At 68.7% G+C, this 15,377-nt stretch carries 13 protein-coding genes; 8 read left to right on the top strand and 5 right to left on the bottom strand.

From position 1 onward, the window contains the following. Position 1 precedes the first annotated feature (1 nt). Both QQY66_RS31610 and QQY66_RS31605 read left to right on the top strand, forming a co-directional pair. The gene (locus QQY66_RS31610) at positions 2–235 is read left to right on the top strand and encodes an exodeoxyribonuclease VII small subunit (RefSeq protein WP_301983709.1); all 234 of its coding nucleotides are present in this window, start codon (positions 2–4) and stop codon (positions 233–235) included. A 139-nt stretch (positions 236–374) separates the two neighbouring features. Beyond that, entirely contained in the window at positions 375–965 is a 591-nt protein-coding gene (locus tag QQY66_RS31605; protein ID WP_301983708.1) for a malonic semialdehyde reductase, read from the top strand. A 103-nt stretch (positions 966–1,068) separates the two neighbouring features. On the opposite strand, the gene QQY66_RS31600 is transcribed toward QQY66_RS31605, so the two are convergent. Further along, entirely contained in the window at positions 1,069–1,590 is a 522-nt protein-coding gene (locus QQY66_RS31600) for a DUF4245 domain-containing protein (RefSeq protein ID WP_301983707.1), read from the bottom strand. A 128-nt stretch (positions 1,591–1,718) separates the two neighbouring features. Here QQY66_RS31600 and glpX point away from each other — a divergent pair, with 128 nt between their 5' ends. After that, complete coding sequence (glpX, locus tag QQY66_RS31595) at positions 1,719–2,756, top strand: class II fructose-bisphosphatase (protein ID WP_301983706.1); 1,038 nt, start codon at positions 1,719–1,721, stop codon at positions 2,754–2,756. A 172-nt stretch (positions 2,757–2,928) separates the two neighbouring features. Here the strand turns inward: glpX and QQY66_RS31590 are convergent, their stop codons facing one another. Beyond that, positions 2,929–3,309, bottom strand: a complete 381-nt coding sequence (locus QQY66_RS31590; RefSeq protein ID WP_210577116.1) for a WhiB family transcriptional regulator — start codon at positions 3,307–3,309, stop codon at positions 2,929–2,931. A gap of 174 nt (positions 3,310–3,483) precedes the next feature. Continuing rightward, entirely contained in the window at positions 3,484–4,179 is a 696-nt protein-coding gene (locus QQY66_RS31585) for a DUF1707 domain-containing protein (RefSeq protein WP_301983705.1), read from the bottom strand. A 146-nt stretch (positions 4,180–4,325) separates the two neighbouring features. Between QQY66_RS31585 and QQY66_RS31580 the strand changes: the two genes are divergently transcribed. Beyond that, on the top strand, positions 4,326–5,993 hold the full coding sequence (locus tag QQY66_RS31580; protein ID WP_301983704.1) for a fumarate hydratase: 1,668 nt from the start codon (positions 4,326–4,328) through the stop codon (positions 5,991–5,993). 26 nt (positions 5,994–6,019) lie between these two features. Here the strand turns inward: QQY66_RS31580 and QQY66_RS31575 are convergent, their stop codons facing one another. Further along, positions 6,020–6,505, bottom strand: a complete 486-nt coding sequence (locus QQY66_RS31575) for a hypothetical protein (RefSeq protein WP_301983703.1) — start codon at positions 6,503–6,505, stop codon at positions 6,020–6,022. 152 nt (positions 6,506–6,657) lie between these two features. On the opposite strand from QQY66_RS31575, the gene QQY66_RS31570 reads away from it, so the two are divergent. The 4 genes from QQY66_RS31570 to QQY66_RS31555 all read left to right on the top strand — a co-directional run bounded on the left by QQY66_RS31570 (position 6,658) and on the right by QQY66_RS31555 (position 12,691). Further along, positions 6,658–8,043, top strand: a complete 1,386-nt coding sequence (locus QQY66_RS31570; RefSeq protein ID WP_301983702.1) for an aspartate ammonia-lyase — start codon at positions 6,658–6,660, stop codon at positions 8,041–8,043. Between the two features lie 72 nt (positions 8,044–8,115). Then, positions 8,116–8,808 carry a DUF402 domain-containing protein gene (locus tag QQY66_RS31565; RefSeq protein ID WP_301983701.1) on the top strand — a complete coding sequence of 231 codons (693 nt, stop codon included), beginning with the start codon at positions 8,116–8,118 and terminating at the stop codon, positions 8,806–8,808. A 301-nt stretch (positions 8,809–9,109) separates the two neighbouring features. Further along, the gene (locus QQY66_RS31560) at positions 9,110–11,128 is read left to right on the top strand and encodes a SpoIIE family protein phosphatase (protein ID WP_301983700.1); all 2,019 of its coding nucleotides are present in this window, start codon (positions 9,110–9,112) and stop codon (positions 11,126–11,128) included. A gap of 99 nt (positions 11,129–11,227) precedes the next feature. Beyond that, a complete protein-coding gene (locus QQY66_RS31555; protein ID WP_301983699.1) occupies positions 11,228–12,691 on the top strand; it encodes a catalase in 1,464 nt (487 codons plus the stop codon). A 118-nt stretch (positions 12,692–12,809) separates the two neighbouring features. Here the strand turns inward: QQY66_RS31555 and QQY66_RS31550 are convergent, their stop codons facing one another. After that, a complete protein-coding gene (locus QQY66_RS31550; RefSeq protein ID WP_301983698.1) occupies positions 12,810–15,140 on the bottom strand; it encodes a transglycosylase domain-containing protein in 2,331 nt (776 codons plus the stop codon). Between the last annotated feature and the right edge of the window lie 237 nt (positions 15,141–15,377).

The following is a 15,377-nucleotide window of genomic DNA, read 5'->3' as shown; positions in this document are numbered from 1 at the left end:
CATGACCAGCAAGGTGGAAGAGGCCCTCGGGTACGAGCAGGCTCGGGACGAGCTGATCGAGGTCGTACGACGGCTGGAGGCGGGCGGTACGACGCTGGAGGAGTCCCTCGCGCTCTGGGAGCGGGGCGAGGAGCTGGCGAAGGTCTGCCGGCGCTGGCTGGACGGTGCGCGGGCCCGGCTGGACGCGGCGCTGGCCGAGGAGGAAGCGGCCGAGACCGAGGGCGACTCCGAGTAAAGAGCCCGGGTGAACTGTGAAGCGGATCACTACGCCCCGCTTTTTGTTGAACGTTGAACTTCACTCGCGTACCGTCGGGGACGTCAACCGGTCCACGGTCCGCTTCCGGGGCCGACGCACACACCGAGAAGGTTCACGCATGTCTCTCGTCCTTGACCGCGCCGCCCAGGACCTGCTGTTCCGCGAGGCCCGCACCGCCAACACCTTCACCGACGAGCCGGTGACCGACGAGCAGGTCCAGGCGATCTACGACCTGGTCAAGTACGGCCCGACCGCCTTCAACCAGAGCCCGCTGCGTGTCACCCTGGTCCGCTCCGCCGAGGCCCGCGAGCGCCTGGTGCAGCACATGGCCGAGGGCAACCAGCCGAAGACGGCCACCGCCCCGCTGGTCGCGATCCTGTCCGCGGACAACGAGTTCCACGAGGAGCTGCCGGAGCTCTTCCCGCACTTCCCGCAGGCCAAGGACGTCTTCTTCGCCGAGCGCACCGCCCGCGAGGGTGCCGCCGGTCTCAACGCCGCCCTCCAGGCCGCGTACTTCATCATCGGCGTCCGCGCCGCCGGTCTGGCCGCAGGCCCCATGACCGGCCTGGACTTCGAGGGCGTCCGCAAGGAGTTCCTGGACGACGACCACACCCCGCTGATGGTCGTCAACATCGGCAGGCCGGGCGACGACGCCTGGTTCCCGCGCTCCCCGCGTCTGGCGTACGAGCAGGTCGTCACCACCGTCTGACGGACGGCACGGCGGACATCCCGCAGCCATCCCGGACACGACGAAGGCCCCCGGCATCACCGCCGGGGGCCTTCGCGCGTTCAGGCCGAGGGCCTGCGTACGTTCACTTCGTCTTGAGCGCCTGCGCCATCTCCGTCAGCAGCTCGAACGAACCCGTGCCCGCCACCACGGTCGTCGCTCCGTCGGCCTGGTGCACAAGCGCGTCGTACCGGCCGCCGGTGTACCGCGTCCAGGTCCGGCCGTCGATCTCCTGCTTCTGGTTCGCGGCCTCCGAGCCCTGCGTGGCCTCGTCGATGAACGTCGACGGCTTCTGAGTCGACTGCTCGATCTGCACGTACTCGCCGTCGGGGGTGTGGAAGCCGAGATGCCAGGTGTCGAACTCGTCCCCCTGGAAGCGGACGGAGGTCGCCTTCCAAGTCTTCGACAGGCCCTCCGGCGCGACCACCGGGTAGGGCGCCGCACGGCGTGCCGTGAGCAGCTCGACGCGGTAGTCCACCCGCTTGAGGTCGGGCTCCGAGTCGTCGTGCGGGATGAAGAGGTAGATGACCCCTGCCATGATCCCGATCAGGCCCAGGGAGAGAACCATGTCCCGGACCGTCTTCTGCTTGCCATTCGAACCTGCCACGCCCTCTATCGTCGCAGGTGCCCTGGCCTGCTCATCCGTGGGGTCCCATGCTCATTCTGTCGGTCTGGCGATAGAGTCGTCGCCATCACCCTCATCCGGCCGTCGTCGTATCAGAAAGGTGCGTCTCGATGACCGAGAATCATCATCATCTGCCGTCCGAACTCGAAGTCCCCTCCGAAGCCCCCGACCGCAACCTCGCCCTGGAGCTGGTCAGGGTCACCGAAGCCGCGGCGATGGCCGCCGGCCGCTGGGTCGGGCGCGGCGACAAGAACGGCGCCGACGGTGCGGCCGTGCGCGCCATGCGGGCCCTCGTCTCCACCGTGTCGATGAACGGCGTCGTCGTCATCGGCGAGGGTGAGAAGGACGAGGCCCCGATGCTCTTCAACGGGGAGCGCGTCGGCGACGGGACCGGACCCGAGTGCGACATCGCCGTCGACCCGATCGACGGGACCACGCTGACCGCCAAGGGCATGCCGAACGCGATCGCCGTGCTCGCCGCCGCGGATCGCGGGTCGATGTTCGACCCGTCCGCCGTCTTCTACATGGACAAGCTGGTCACCGGGCCCGAGGCGGCCGACTTCGTGGACATCGACGCGCCCGTCTCGGTGAACATCCGCCGGGTTGCCAAGGCGAAGCGGTCCACGCCGGAGGATGTGACCGTGGTCATCCTGGACCGGCCGCGGCACGAGGGGATCATCAAGGAGATCCGGGACGCCGGTGCGCGGATCAAGCTGATCTCGGACGGGGATGTCGCGGGGTCGATCTACGCGCTGCGCGAGGGCACCGGGGTCGACATGCTGCTCGGTATCGGCGGTACGCCGGAGGGGATCATCTCGGCCTGTGCGGTGAAGTGCCTCGGGGGGACCATTCAGGGCAAGTTGTGGCCCAAGGATGACGAGGAGCGGCAACGGGCGGTGGATGCGGGGCATGACCTGGACCGGGTGCTGATGACCGACGACCTGGTGTCCGGGGAGAACGTGTTCTTTGTCGCGACGGGGATCACCGACGGGGAGCTGCTGCGGGGCGTGCGGTATCGGTCGGAGAACGCAACGACCGACTCCATCGTGATGCGGTCGAAGTCGGGGACGGTGCGGAGGATCGACTCTGAGCATCGGTTGAGCAAGCTGCGGGCTTATAGCGCGATTGACTTTGATCGGGCTAAGTAGCGCCTAGTAGCACGGGGCTGTGGATCGTTGGCGGCTGCGGGTGCGTTGTGGCTGGTCGCGCCCACGCGGCGGAGCCGTATATCGATACAGCCCCGCGCCCCTTAGGTCGGTCGGCCAAACCGGCAGCAAGAGGGCGCCCTCGGTGCGGTGGGGGCGCCCCTCTTTTTGTTGCTCAGCCTGCCTGGGCTATGCGGTCCGTCGTCGTCCTTGCTGCCTTTTTGAGTTCCATGTCGCGGCGGCGGCGCCTGGCGAGGACCACGCGGCGTTCGGCGGCGGTGAGGCCGCCCCAGACGCCGTAGGGCTCGGGTTGCAGGAGTGCGTGCTCGCGGCACTCGACCATGACGGGGCAGCGGGCGCAGACGCGCTTGGCGGCCTCCTCGCGGGAGAGGCGGGCGGCGGTGGGCTCCTTGGAGGGTGCGAAGAACAGGCCGGCCTCGTCGCGCCGGCACACCGCCTCGGTGTGCCAAGGGGCGTCTTGGTCCCTGTCTCGCACTGGCACCCGCGGGGCCGGAGCGGCAGCTACCTGCAGGGACGAATGCGGCGGTTGCAGCACGGTCTACTCCTGACGACGGCTTCGCGAGCGAGAGACGATGCAGCAAGGGATACCCGCTGTGCGCACGCCTATGCACTGTGTTCCGAACCGCTGGAATACGGCGCTTCGTGCGCGGTGCCGTGCGGCGCCGGAGACCGATCGAACCCCCTTGGATCAGGCCCCGGTTCACAACCGTCAATGATCCAGATGTTTACGCAAACTCTTGTCGACCTTGCGCTGGACCCGATCGAGGATGTCGGCAACCAGCTTGCCCCGCTTGGGCCTTGCCTCGATGTTGCCGAGGACGGCCCAGCCGTCGACGTAGACGACCGGCGCATGCGATTGTGTCGAATCCAGCGTGTCCACCTCGAAGTTGCCGAGGACACCGCCGCCGGTGCCACGCAGCGACACGTTCTCCGGGACGCGGACCTCGACGTTGCCGAAGACCGAGATGGCCTTGATCACGACCTGCTGGTACTCGAAGAGGGCCTCGCTGAGGTCTATCTCCACGCTGCCGAAGATCGCGTACGCATGGATACGGCGGCCCGCGCGCCAGCGGCCCTTGCGGACGGCGCTGCTGAACACCGCGACCACGTTGTCATCGGGGTCGACCGGGATGGCGCCGGCGGTGGGGCGGTTGGGGGCGGCGGCCGGAGTCACCCGGCGCTGGTGGGCGGCGGGCAGGTCCTGGATGAAGACATCCAGCTCGCCCACGGTCTTGGCGGCCAGCACGCCCTCGACCCGCTCGGCGTGCTCGTCGGCGGTGAGGCGGCCCTCGGCAAGTGCCTCGCGCAGGATGTCCGCGACACGGTCGCGGTCGGCGTCGGAGGCACGGAGCTCGGTGGCGGCGGGCGCGGTCCGCGCGGGCGCGGTGTGCTTCTGAAGGTCCACGACAGCAGCGTACCCAAACGCGATAGATCGCGACTACCCCAACTGAGGATTACCTCACAGGCTCCGCCTCCGACACAGGTTCTACGCTGGTGGACGCTGCCCAATGGAGGTCAGCCGCCGCATCTGTCGAGTGAGGAATGGGCGACATGCCTGAGTTCGCGTACACCGATCTGCTCCCCATGGGAGAGGACACCACCCCGTACCGGCTGGTGACCTCCGAGGGTGTCTCCACCTTCGAGGCCGACGGGCGCACCTTCCTCAAGGTCGAGCCGGAGGCGCTGCGCAAGCTCGCCGAGGAGGCCATCCACGACATCCAGCACTATCTGCGGCCCGCGCACCTCACTCAGCTGCGGCGCATCATCGACGACCCCGAGGCGTCGGGCAACGACAAGTTCGTGGCCCTGGACCTGCTGAAGAACGCGAACATCGCGGCGGCGGGTGTGCTGCCGATGTGCCAGGACACCGGTACGGCGATCGTCATGGGCAAGCGCGGGCAGAACGTGCTGACCGAGGGCGGGGACGAGGAGGCGCTGAGCCGGGGCATCTATGACGCGTACCTGAACCTCAACCTGCGGTACTCGCAGATGGCCCCGCTCACCATGTGGGACGAGAAGAACACCGGCTCCAACCTCCCCGCCCAGATCGAGCTGTACGCCACCGACGGCGGCGCCTACAAGTTCCTGTTCATGGCGAAGGGCGGCGGCTCCGCCAACAAGTCGTTCCTCTACCAGGAGACGAAGGCCGTCCTGAACGAGGCCTCCATGATGAAGTTCCTGGAGGAGAAGATCCGTTCGCTGGGTACGGCCGCCTGTCCGCCGTACCACCTGGCGATCGTCGTCGGCGGTACGTCCGCCGAGTACGCGCTGAAGACCGCGAAGTACGCCTCCGCGCACTACCTGGACGAGATCCCGGCCGAGGGCTCGCCGCTCGGGCACGGGTTCCGGGACAAGGAGCTGGAGGAGAAGGTCTTCGAGCTGACGCAGAAGATCGGGATCGGGGCGCAGTTCGGGGGCAAGTACTTCTGCCATGACGTTCGCGTGGTGCGGCTGCCGCGGCACGGTGCGTCCTGCCCGGTCGCCATCGCCGTGTCCTGCTCGGCCGACCGGCAGGCCCTCGCGAAGATCACCGCGGAGGGCGTCTTCCTGGAGCAGCTGGAGACGGATCCGGCGCGGTTCCTGCCGGAGACGACGGACGATCACCTCGACGAGTCCTCCGACGTGGTGCGCATCGACCTCAACCAGCCGATGGACGACATCCTCGCCGAGCTGACCAAGTACCCGGTGAAGACCCGGCTTTCGCTCACCGGACCGCTGGTCGTCGCCCGCGACATCGCGCACGCCAAGATCAAGGAGCGGCTCGACGCGGGCGAGGAGATGCCGCAGTACCTCAAGGACCACCCGGTGTACTACGCGGGGCCGGCGAAGACGCCCGAGGGGTACGCGTCCGGGTCCTTCGGGCCTACGACCGCCGGGCGCATGGACTCCTACGTCGAGCAGTTCCAGGCGGCGGGCGGCTCCAAGGTGATGCTGGCGAAGGGCAACCGGAGCAAGCAGGTCACGGACGCCTGCGGCACCCACGGCGGGTTCTACCTGGGGTCGATCGGCGGGCCCGCGGCGCGGCTCGCCCAGGACTGCATCAAGAAGGTCGAGGTCGTCGAGTACGAGGAACTCGGCATGGAGGCCGTCTGGAAGATCGAGGTCGAGGACTTCCCGGCGTTCATCGTCGTCGACGACAAGGGCAACGACTTCTTCCAGGACCCGGCGCCGGCGCCCACGTTCACGTCGATTCCCGTGCGGGGGCCGGGGCTGGCGTAGCGCCTTCGCCCCCGCTGCACTCCGGTTCAGCGGCTGACGTGGAACTCCAGCTTCGAGTAGTCCCCGTCGTCGGTCGAGCGGATGGAACCGCGCGCCTCTTCGTAGTCGCCGGTTCCGCCGGTGATGGCGATGTCGAACGGGGGCAGTTCCGCCGACTCGTCCGCCGGGTCGAACCGCATGAGGGTCTGACCGGTGATGTACCCGCCGGACAGCGCGAAGGTGCCGATGCACTGCAGGTCGCCGGGGTTGCCGACGCGTACGACGGTGCAGGTCACGCCGTCCCGGCCGACCCTCTCGCCGCCCTTGGTGCGATAGAGGTCGTCGGCGAAGGAGAAGGCGTCTCCGAGAGCGGGCGGTCTGCCCTCTCCTTCCTCGTCGCCGCGGACCTCCCTGGAGTAGAGCGTGAAGTCCTCGTCACCGTCGGTGGCGGAGACGGGGTGTGAGGCACCGAGAGCGACGGCTGCGACCAGGCAGGTCCCGAGCGTGGCGAGTCGCCTGAAGTTGGGGCGCATGTCCTGCCTCCTGTGGGGTGGTGGATCTCCCCCTCGACGAGATGCGTCCGCCTTTCATTGTCCGACCATCACCCCGTGCCCGCCCGGTGAGCCGAGTCTCCGTTCGGCCCAAGTCCCGGAACATCGCGGCGCTCTCGATCGCTGTAGCCGGTATGAGCGACTACCGCATCGAGCACGACTCCATGGGAGAGGTCCGCGTCCCGGCGGACGCCAAGTGGCGGGCCCAGACCCAGCGCGCCGTCGAGAACTTCCCCATCTCCGGGCAGCGCATCGAGCGCGCGCACATCGAGGCGCTCGCGCAGATCAAGGGGGCCGCGGCGAAGGTCAACGCACGGCTGGGGGTGCTCGACAAGGACGTCGCCGAGGCGGTCCAGGAGGCGGCCCGTGAGGTCGCCGAGGGGCGGTGGGACGAGCACTTCCCGGTCGACGTGTTCCAGACCGGCTCGGGGACCTCGTCCAACATGAACACCAACGAGGTCATCGCCACGTTGGCGAGTGAGCGGCTGGGCAAGGCCGTGCATCCCAACGACCACGTCAACGCCTCCCAGTCCTCCAACGACGTCTTCCCGTCCTCCATCCACATCGCCGCCACCGCCGCCGTCACCCGCGACCTCATCCCCGCCCTCGAACACCTCGCGGCCTCCCTCACCCGCAAGTCGGAGGAGTTCGCCGATGTCGTGAAGTCGGGGCGGACGCATCTCATGGATGCCACGCCCGTGACACTGGGGCAGGAGTTCGGCGGGTACGCCGCCCAGATCCGGTACGGCGTGGAGCGGCTGTACGCCTCCCTCCCCCGCCTCGCCGAACTGCCCCTCGGCGGCACCGCCGTCGGCACCGGCATCAACACCCCGCCCGGTTTCTCCGCCGCCGTCATCGAGGAAGTGGCGAGGGCGACCGGGCTTCCGCTCACCGAGGCCCGCGACCACTTCGAGGCGCAGGGCGCGCGGGACGGGATCGTGGAGACGAGCGGGCAGCTGCGGACCATCGCCGTCGGGCTGACCAAGATCGCCAACGATCTGCGGTGGATGGCCTCCGGGCCCCGGACCGGGCTCGCGGAGATCAGCCTGCCCGACCTTCAGCCCGGGTCCTCGATCATGCCGGGCAAGGTCAACCCGGTCATTCCGGAAGCCGTCCTCATGGTCAGCGCCCAGGTCATCGGCAATGACGCCACCGTCGCCACCGCCGGGGCCGCCGGGAACTTCGAGCTGAACGTCATGCTGCCGGTCATCGCCAAGAACGTGCTGGAGTCGATCCGGCTGCTCGCCAACGCCTCCCGGCTGCTCGCCGACCGGACCGTGGACGGGATCGTCGCGCATCGGGAGCGGGCGCGCGAGTACGCCGAGTCGTCACCCTCCGTGGTCACCCCGCTGAACAAGTACATCGGGTACGAGGAGGCCGCCAAGGTCGCCAAGAAGGCGCTCGCGGAGCGGAAGACGATCCGTCAAGTCGTGCTGGAGAGCGGGTATGTGGAGCGGGGCGACCTGACCGTGGAACAGCTCGACGAGGCGCTGGACGTGCTGCGCATGACACACCCGTAACCAAAGGTTCCGCCCGCGTGAACCGTGACGGGCGCCGCAGCGTCGTATGCCTGTGACACCTAATATCTGTGCATGCCAGACGACGGAGCGGTGAGACGAGTGGAAGCGGACGGTACGACGGCCTTCTGGGCGCCCGGGAGCCGGATCCTGTGGCGCTACCGGGAGAATGCCGGCGACCGCTTCCACATCGCCCGCCCCGTGACCGTCGTGCGGGACGACGCGGACATCCTCGCCGTCTGGCTGGCGCCCGGCACCGAGTGCGTCAGGCCGGTGCTCGCCGACGGGACTCCCGTCCACGGGGAGCCGCTGCGGTCGCGCTACACCAAGCCGCGGACCGTGCAGCGCGACCGCTGGTTCGGCACCGGTGTGCTGAAGCTGGCGCGGCCGGGCGAGCCCTGGTCGGTGTGGCTGTTCTGGGAGCCGGGCTGGCAGTTCAAGAACTGGTACGTCAACCTCGAAGAGCCACTGGTGCGTTGGGACGGCGGGGTGGACTCCGAGGACCACTTTCTGGACATCTCCGTCCACCCGGACCGCAGTTGGCACTGGCGCGACGAGGACGAGTTCGCGCAGGCCCAGCGGGACGGACTGATGGACGCCGAAATCGCCGAGCGGGTACGGGCGGCGGGCCGGTCTGCGGTGGAGGTGATCCGCGCCTGGGGGCCACCGTTCTCGGACGGCTGGCAGCACTGGCGCCCGGATCCGTCCTGGGCTGTACCGTCACTGCCGGAGGACTGGCACTGCACGCCCGCGCACGTGTCCACATGAGACCCTTGATGCGCCCCCGGGCCACAACCGTAGGATCGTCCTCCACAAGTGATTGCAGCAGTAACTCCCGGCACATGAGCCGGGCCTGACCATACGTCACCGAGGGGCGGCAGGACGTGAGCGAGGGGTACGAGGGCAACACCGGTACGGACCACGGTCCGTTCGCCGGTGGCACAGGAACAGCCTTTCACCACGCGGGAATTCCGTTCCTGGGGCACGTATTCCGGGTATCGGCATTTCGGTGGGACGAATTGCGCGCCCGGCGCGCAGTCATGGCCCCGGACGGACGGATTCGACACGCGTGACGGAGCAGCCGACCTCCTTCGAGCGCCCTGAGACCGGCGCCGGCCCCACGGACCCCCGCGGGGCGCTCCTGCGTACCCCCGGCGTGGGGGCGCGCGCCTCTGCCTTACCGGCACAGGCCCGCACCGGCGAGACGCCGCCCGCGGGCACGCCTGTCGGTGACACGGAGCACTCCCAGCCCACCGCCGTCGAGCCGGACCACCACCGTCCGCGGCCCGTTCCCGAGGGGGTCGCTGTTCAGCAGGGCACCGAAGACGACAAGTCCCGCGAGGACCGCCGTACCGGCCAAGGGGTGGCGCCCGGCCGGCCCACGCCGATGCGACGGGACGGGGACCGGCTGCGCTTCGTCGGCGCCGCGACCCGGCGGATCGCCCGTGGCATCGACCTCGACGAGATCGTGATGGGGCTGTGCCGGGCGACCGTACCGACGTTCTCGGACGCGATCCTGGTCTATCTGCGCGACCCGCTGCCGGTCGGCGACGAGCGGCCCACCGGCCCGGTGGTGCTGCGGCTGCGCCGTACCGACCGGATCCCGGAGGAGCGGGACACCGACGGCGGTTTCACGCCCGTGCCGCAGTCCGAGCCGACGGATCTGACGCCGGCCAGCGCGGAGCTGTGCGAGGTACGGCCCGGCGGCGCGCTGAACGAGGTGCTGCGCGGAGTGCGCCCCGTCTTCGCCGACGCCCCCGCGGCCCGCGCCGCGCTGCCCGAACTCCTCGGCGACGACGTGGCCGTACCCGGCGGACAGCGCGCCATCCTCGCCCCGCTGCGCGGCCGGCGCCGGGTCATCGGCGCCGCGCTCTTCCTGCGCCGCCCGGAACGCATGGCCTTCGAGCCCGACGACCTCCTCGTCGCCGCCCAGCTCGCCACGCACAGCGCGCTCGGCATCGACAAGGCGGTGCTGTACGGCCGTGAGGCGTACATCGCCGACGAGCTGCAGCGCACCATGCTGCCCGAAAACCTGCCCAGGGCCACCGGCGTACGGCTGGCGTCCCGCTACCTCCCGGCCGCCGAGACCGCACGCGTCGGCGGCGACTGGTACGACGCCATCCCGCTGCCGGGCAGCCGGGTGGCACTGGTGGTGGGTGATGTCATGGGGCACTCCATGACCTCCGCCGCGATCATGGGCCAGCTGCGCACCACGGCACAGACCCTCGCCGGGCTCGACCTGCCGCCGCAGGAGGTCCTGCACCACCTCGACGAACAGGCCCAGCGCCTGGGCACCGACCGCATGGCGACCTGCCTGTACGCCGTCTACGACCCGGTGTCGCACCGCATCACCATCGCCAACGCCGGCCATCCGCCGCCCGTGCTACTGCATCTCGGCGGGCGGGCGGAGGTACTGCGGGTACCCCCGGGCGCGCCCATCGGTGTCGGCGGCGTGGACTTCGAAGCCGTAGAGCTGGACGCGCCCGCCGGAGGGACCCTGCTCCTCTATACGGACGGGCTGGTCGAGTCCCGGCTGCGGGACGTGTGGACCGGCATAGAGCAGCTGCGCGAGAAGCTCGCCGCGACCGCTCAGCTGACCGGGCCCGACCATCCGCCGCCGCTGGAGGCGCTCTGCGACGAGGTGCTCGACATGCTCGGCCCCGGCGACCGGGACGACGACATCGCGCTGCTCGCCGCCCGCTTCGACGGGATCGCGCCCAGCGATGTGGCGTACTGGTTCCTGGAGCCGGAGGAGATGGCGCCCGGCAAGGCCCGGCGGCTGGCCCGGCGTGCGCTCGCCCGCTGGGACATGGAGGAGCTGACCGACTCGGTGGAGCTGCTGGTCAGCGAGGTCGTCACCAATGCCGTGCGCTATGCGACCCGGCCGATCACGCTCCGGCTGCTGCGCACCGACGTACTGCGCTGCGAGGTCGGTGACGATGTGCCGCAACTGCCGCGGCTGCGGCAGGCGCGGGCCACGGACGAGGGCGGACGCGGGCTGTATCTGGTGAACCGGCTGGCCCGGCGCTGGGGAGCGACGCGGCTGAGCACGGGGAAGGTGGTCTGGTTCGAGCTGAACCGGACTTAGACCGGATCCAAGTGTTGCCGATGTCCCGACGGCGGAGTTGACTGGCTGGGGTGAGCGAAGCGACCTGACTGATCCCCCATGCAAGACGGGAGGACGCTCGTGACGCAGACACCCCAGCAGGTTCCGTACACCACGAACAACCACGGGATCCCGGTGGAGAGCGACGAGCACTCGCTGACCATCGGGTCCAACGGCCCCATCCTGCTCCAGGACCACTACCTCATCGAGAAGATGGCCCAGTTCAACCGGGAGCGGGTCCCGGAGCGTGTGGTGCACGCCAAGGGCAGTGGCGCATACGGCACCTTCGAAGTAACCAACGACGTCAGCCAGTTCACCAAGGCCGACCTGTTCCAGCCCGGCAAGCGCACCGACATGCTGGCGCGCTTCTCGACCGTCGCGGGTGAGCTCGGCTCCCCCGACACCTGGCGCGACCCCCGCGGCTTCGCGCTGAAGTTCTACACGGAGCACGGCAACTACGACCTGGTCGGCAACAACACGCCGATCTTCTTCGTCCGTGATCCACAGAAGTTCCAGGACTTCATCCGCTCCCAGAAGCGCCGCCCGGACAACGGGCTGCGCGACAACAACATGCAGTGGGACTTCTGGACCCTCTCCCCCGAAAGCGCGCACATGGTGACGTGGCTGATGGGCGACCGGGGCATCCCGAAGACGTACCGCAACATGAACGGGTACTCCTCCCACACCTATATGTGGGTCAACGGCGGCGGCGAGAAGTTCTGGGTCAAGTACCACATCAAGACCGACCAGGGCATCGACTTCCTCACCCAGGAGGACGCCGACCGGCTCGCGGGCGAGGACGCCGACTGCCACCGCCGCGATCTGTTCCAGGCGATCCAGCGCGGCGACCACCCGTCCTGGACGGTCCATGTGCAGGTGATGCCGTTCGAGGACGCCCCCGACTACCGGTTCAACCCGTTCGACCTGACCAAGGTGTGGCCGCACGGCGACTACCCGCTGATCGAGGTCGGCCGGATGACCCTCGACCAGAACCCCGAGGACTACTTCGTCCACATCGAGCAGGCCGCGTTCGAGCCGTCCAACCTGGTGCCGGGCATCGGTCCGTCCCCGGACAAGATGCTGCTCGGCCGGCTCTTCTCGTACCCGGACACGCACCGCTATCGCATCGGCCCCAACTACGCGCAGCTGCCGCCGAACCGACCCCGCTCGGCGGTCAACTCGTACGCCAAGGACGGCCCGATGCGCTACGAGCCCGCCAACACCGGTGCCCCGTACGCGCCCAACTCGTACGGCGGTCCGGCCGCGGCCGTCCAGCAGTTCGGCGATGTCGCCGGGTGGCAGGCGGCGGGTGAGATGGTGCGCGAGGCGTACAAGCTGCACCGCGAGGACGACGACTTCGGCCAGCCGGGCACGATGGTGCGGCAGGTCCTTGATGACGCCGCCCGCGGGCGGCTGGTCTCCAATGTCAGCGGGCATCTGAAGCAGGGGGTTACGCGGCCGGTGGTGGAGCGGGCGCTGCAGTACTGGCGCAATATCGACAAGGAGATCGGGGACCGGATCGCCCACGAGGTGGACGGAAGCTAGGCGCTTCGTTCGGGGGCGCAGTGTCGTTGCGCGGCTGCGGGGCGGTGAGGGCTGGTCGCGCAGTTCCCCGCGCCCCTGGGTAGGCCAGGGCGCCCGGTGTTTGCCGGGCGCCCCTTTCCTATAGCCCCGGATCCGGATCGATCGGGTCCTCCGGATTGCCGTCCGCCGGTGGTGACGTCGTGGGCGTCTGGGTCGGCGTCTGCGTGGGCGTCTGCGTCGGGGTCTGTGTGGGCGTCTGGCTCGGCGGCTGCGATGATGACGTCGGGGTCTGGCTGGTCGGCTCCTCGGACGTCGGCTCGTCGCTCGGCGTCTCGGTGGGCTGCTGGGTGGGCGTCGGTGTCCAGGTCGGCTCGACGCCCGCGCCCTGGGTGGTGTCCAGGTCGAACTTGGCGTCCGTCTTCGTCACGCCGAACATGTACGCCGCCCAGATCTGGGCCGGGATCCCGCCGCCGTTGACCCTGCCCTTGCCCGGCAGGGTGCCGGTCGCGCCCTTCATGTCGACCTGGTCGCCCTTCTTGACCTTGTCGCGGGTCTTGCCAGCCTCGCCGAACATGCCGACCGAGGTCACCAGGTCCGGCGTGTAGCCGGTGAACCAGGCCGACCTGCCGAAGTCGGAGGTACCGGTCTTGCCGGCGACCTCCTGCCCGTCGCGGGCCGGGTTGCCGCGCACCGACGTGCGGGCCGTACCGTCGTCGACCACGCCCGTCAGCACCGACGTCACCGTGTCCGCCGCCTCACGGCTGATCACCTGCTCGCCGATCGGGTCCGGCATCTTGATCGTCCGGTCATTCTGCTCGGCCGATGCGACGAGGGTCGGGGTGACCTTCCTGCCGTGGTTGTCGAGGGTGGCGTAGACCCCGGCCATCTGCAGCGGGCTGGCGCCCATGGTGCCAAGGGTGTGTGCGGCCCGCGGCGTCAGATCCGCGGTGTCCATGCCGAGCTTGGTGGCCGTCTCCATCATCTTGTCCAAGCCGACGTCGATGCCCATCTGCGCGAACACCGAGTTGATGGACTTGTTCGTCGCCGTCTGAACGGTGACGTCGCCGTAGTCCTCGTCGTCCTCGTTCGGCGGGGCGAAACCGATCTTCTTGCCGTCGTCCACGACGGGCCGCTTGCTCGTCCCGTCGTAGACGGTGCGCGCGCCGATCGTCGTGCCGTCCTGCGTCTTGGCCTTGTTCTCCAGGGCGGCGGCGAGGATCACCGGTTTGAACGTCGACGCGGGCTGGTAGTCCGTTCTGGTCGCGTTGGAGCTGTAGTGCTTGAAGTAGTCCTGGCCGCCGTACAGGGCGACGATCTTGCCCGTCTTGGGGTCGACGGAGACGGCGCCCGCCTGGATGTCCCCGTCGACGGGCCGCTTTTCGGGGTCCAGCTTGCTGGTCAGCTGGGTCTTGGCCGCCTTCTCCAGCTGGGCCTGCTTCTTCTTGTCGATGTTCAGGGTGATGGTCCAGCCCTGACCCTTGACCTGGGACTCGGCCTCGGAGCGGGAGAGACCTTCCTGCTTCATCAGCTGGTTCTCGAGCTGTGTGTTGGCGAGCTCGACCAGATACCCCTTCTGCCCCTCGAGACCGGCAGAGGCCTTCGGCTCCTCGGGCACCGGGAACTTCATGGCCTGGCGCTTGCCGGAGTCCAGCCAGCCCATCTCGACCATGTTGTCCAGGACATAGTTCCAGCGCGCCTTCGCCAGTTCCTTACCGGTTTCGGAGGCGACGGCCCAGTCGTAGGTGCTCGGGGCCTGGAGAAGGGCGGCGAGGTACGCGCCTTGCTCGACCGAGAGGTCCTCGGCGTCGACGCGGTAGTAGGCCTGCGCGGCGGCCTGGATGCCGTAGGCGTTGCGGCCGAAGTAGCTGGTGTTGAGGTAGCCCGCGAGGATGTCGTCCTTGGACAGCTGGCGGTCCACCTTCAAGGAGATGACGATCTCCTTCAGCTTGCGGGAGACCGTCTGTTCCTGGCTGAGGTAGTAGTTCTTGACGTACTGCTGGGTGATCGTCGAACCGCCCTGGGCGCCCTTGCCGGACAGCGTGTTGAACACACCGCGGGCCGTGCCCTTGAGGTCGATGCCGGCGTCCTTGTAGAAGGTCTTGTTCTCGGCGGCGACGAAGGTGTTCCGGACCTCCTTGGGCACCTTGGACAGGTCCACGATCTCGCGGTTGACCTTGCCGTCGCGGGCCAGGACATCGCCGTTGCTGTACTTGTAGATGTTGCTCTGCATCTTCGCGGCCTGCGCCGCCGCGTTGCCGTCGGGGACGTCGACGACCAGGTACAGCACGATGAAGCCGCCGATGCCGAGCAGGCAGGCGCCGAGGAACGTGCCGAGGATCTTCTTCCACGTGAACAGCCGGCGTATGAAGCTCTTGCCGTCGTTCTTCCCCGGCGCTCGTCGCGAGCGGCGCCTGGGCGCGGCGCGGTGGCCACCGCGCTGCCGCGCTCGTCTCTCTTCCGCTCGTCCCATGGCTCCGTCTGCTCCGCTTCCGTCGTCGGCCGTCACACAGGTTGCACGCTCAGGTCAGCTCAGAAAGCTAACACCGCCCTATGTGACAAAGGGCGTGCGATCCGGTCTTTTACGGACGTGACAATCAGCACCTGCCCAACAGAACCGACGGCTGAGAGGCGGTTAGGGTTGCCGCGATGGGGTAAAGTGATATCACTTAGCTAGAACGAAGCTAAGCAAGCAACAGCTCCATCGAGA

The sequence above is a fragment of the Streptomyces sp. DG2A-72 genome, assembly GCF_030499575.1.
Taxonomy (GTDB): Bacteria; Actinomycetota; Actinomycetes; order Streptomycetales; family Streptomycetaceae; genus Streptomyces.
The sequence above is the reverse complement of the archived record's forward strand: the minus strand, read 5'-3'. Positions and strand labels throughout refer to the sequence as shown.

Excerpts from the sequence above, each read along its gene's own strand:
- QQY66_RS31565 (WP_301983701.1), top strand. The coding sequence starts at position 8,116 with ATGCCAGACGACGGAGCGGTGAGACGAGTGGAAGCGGACGGTACGACG.
- QQY66_RS31610 (WP_301983709.1), top strand. The coding sequence starts at position 2 with ATGACCAGCAAGGTGGAAGAGGCCCTCGGGTACGAGCAGGCTCGGGAC.
- glpX (WP_301983706.1), top strand. The coding sequence starts at position 1,719 with ATGACCGAGAATCATCATCATCTGCCGTCCGAACTCGAAGTCCCCTCC.
- QQY66_RS31575 (WP_301983703.1), bottom strand. The coding sequence starts at position 6,505 with ATGCGCCCCAACTTCAGGCGACTCGCCACGCTCGGGACCTGCCTGGTC.
- QQY66_RS31605 (WP_301983708.1), top strand. The coding sequence starts at position 375 with ATGTCTCTCGTCCTTGACCGCGCCGCCCAGGACCTGCTGTTCCGCGAG.
- QQY66_RS31580 (WP_301983704.1), top strand. The coding sequence starts at position 4,326 with ATGCCTGAGTTCGCGTACACCGATCTGCTCCCCATGGGAGAGGACACC.
- QQY66_RS31550 (WP_301983698.1), bottom strand. The coding sequence starts at position 15,140 with ATGGGACGAGCGGAAGAGAGACGAGCGCGGCAGCGCGGTGGCCACCGC.
- QQY66_RS31570 (WP_301983702.1), top strand. The coding sequence starts at position 6,658 with ATGAGCGACTACCGCATCGAGCACGACTCCATGGGAGAGGTCCGCGTC.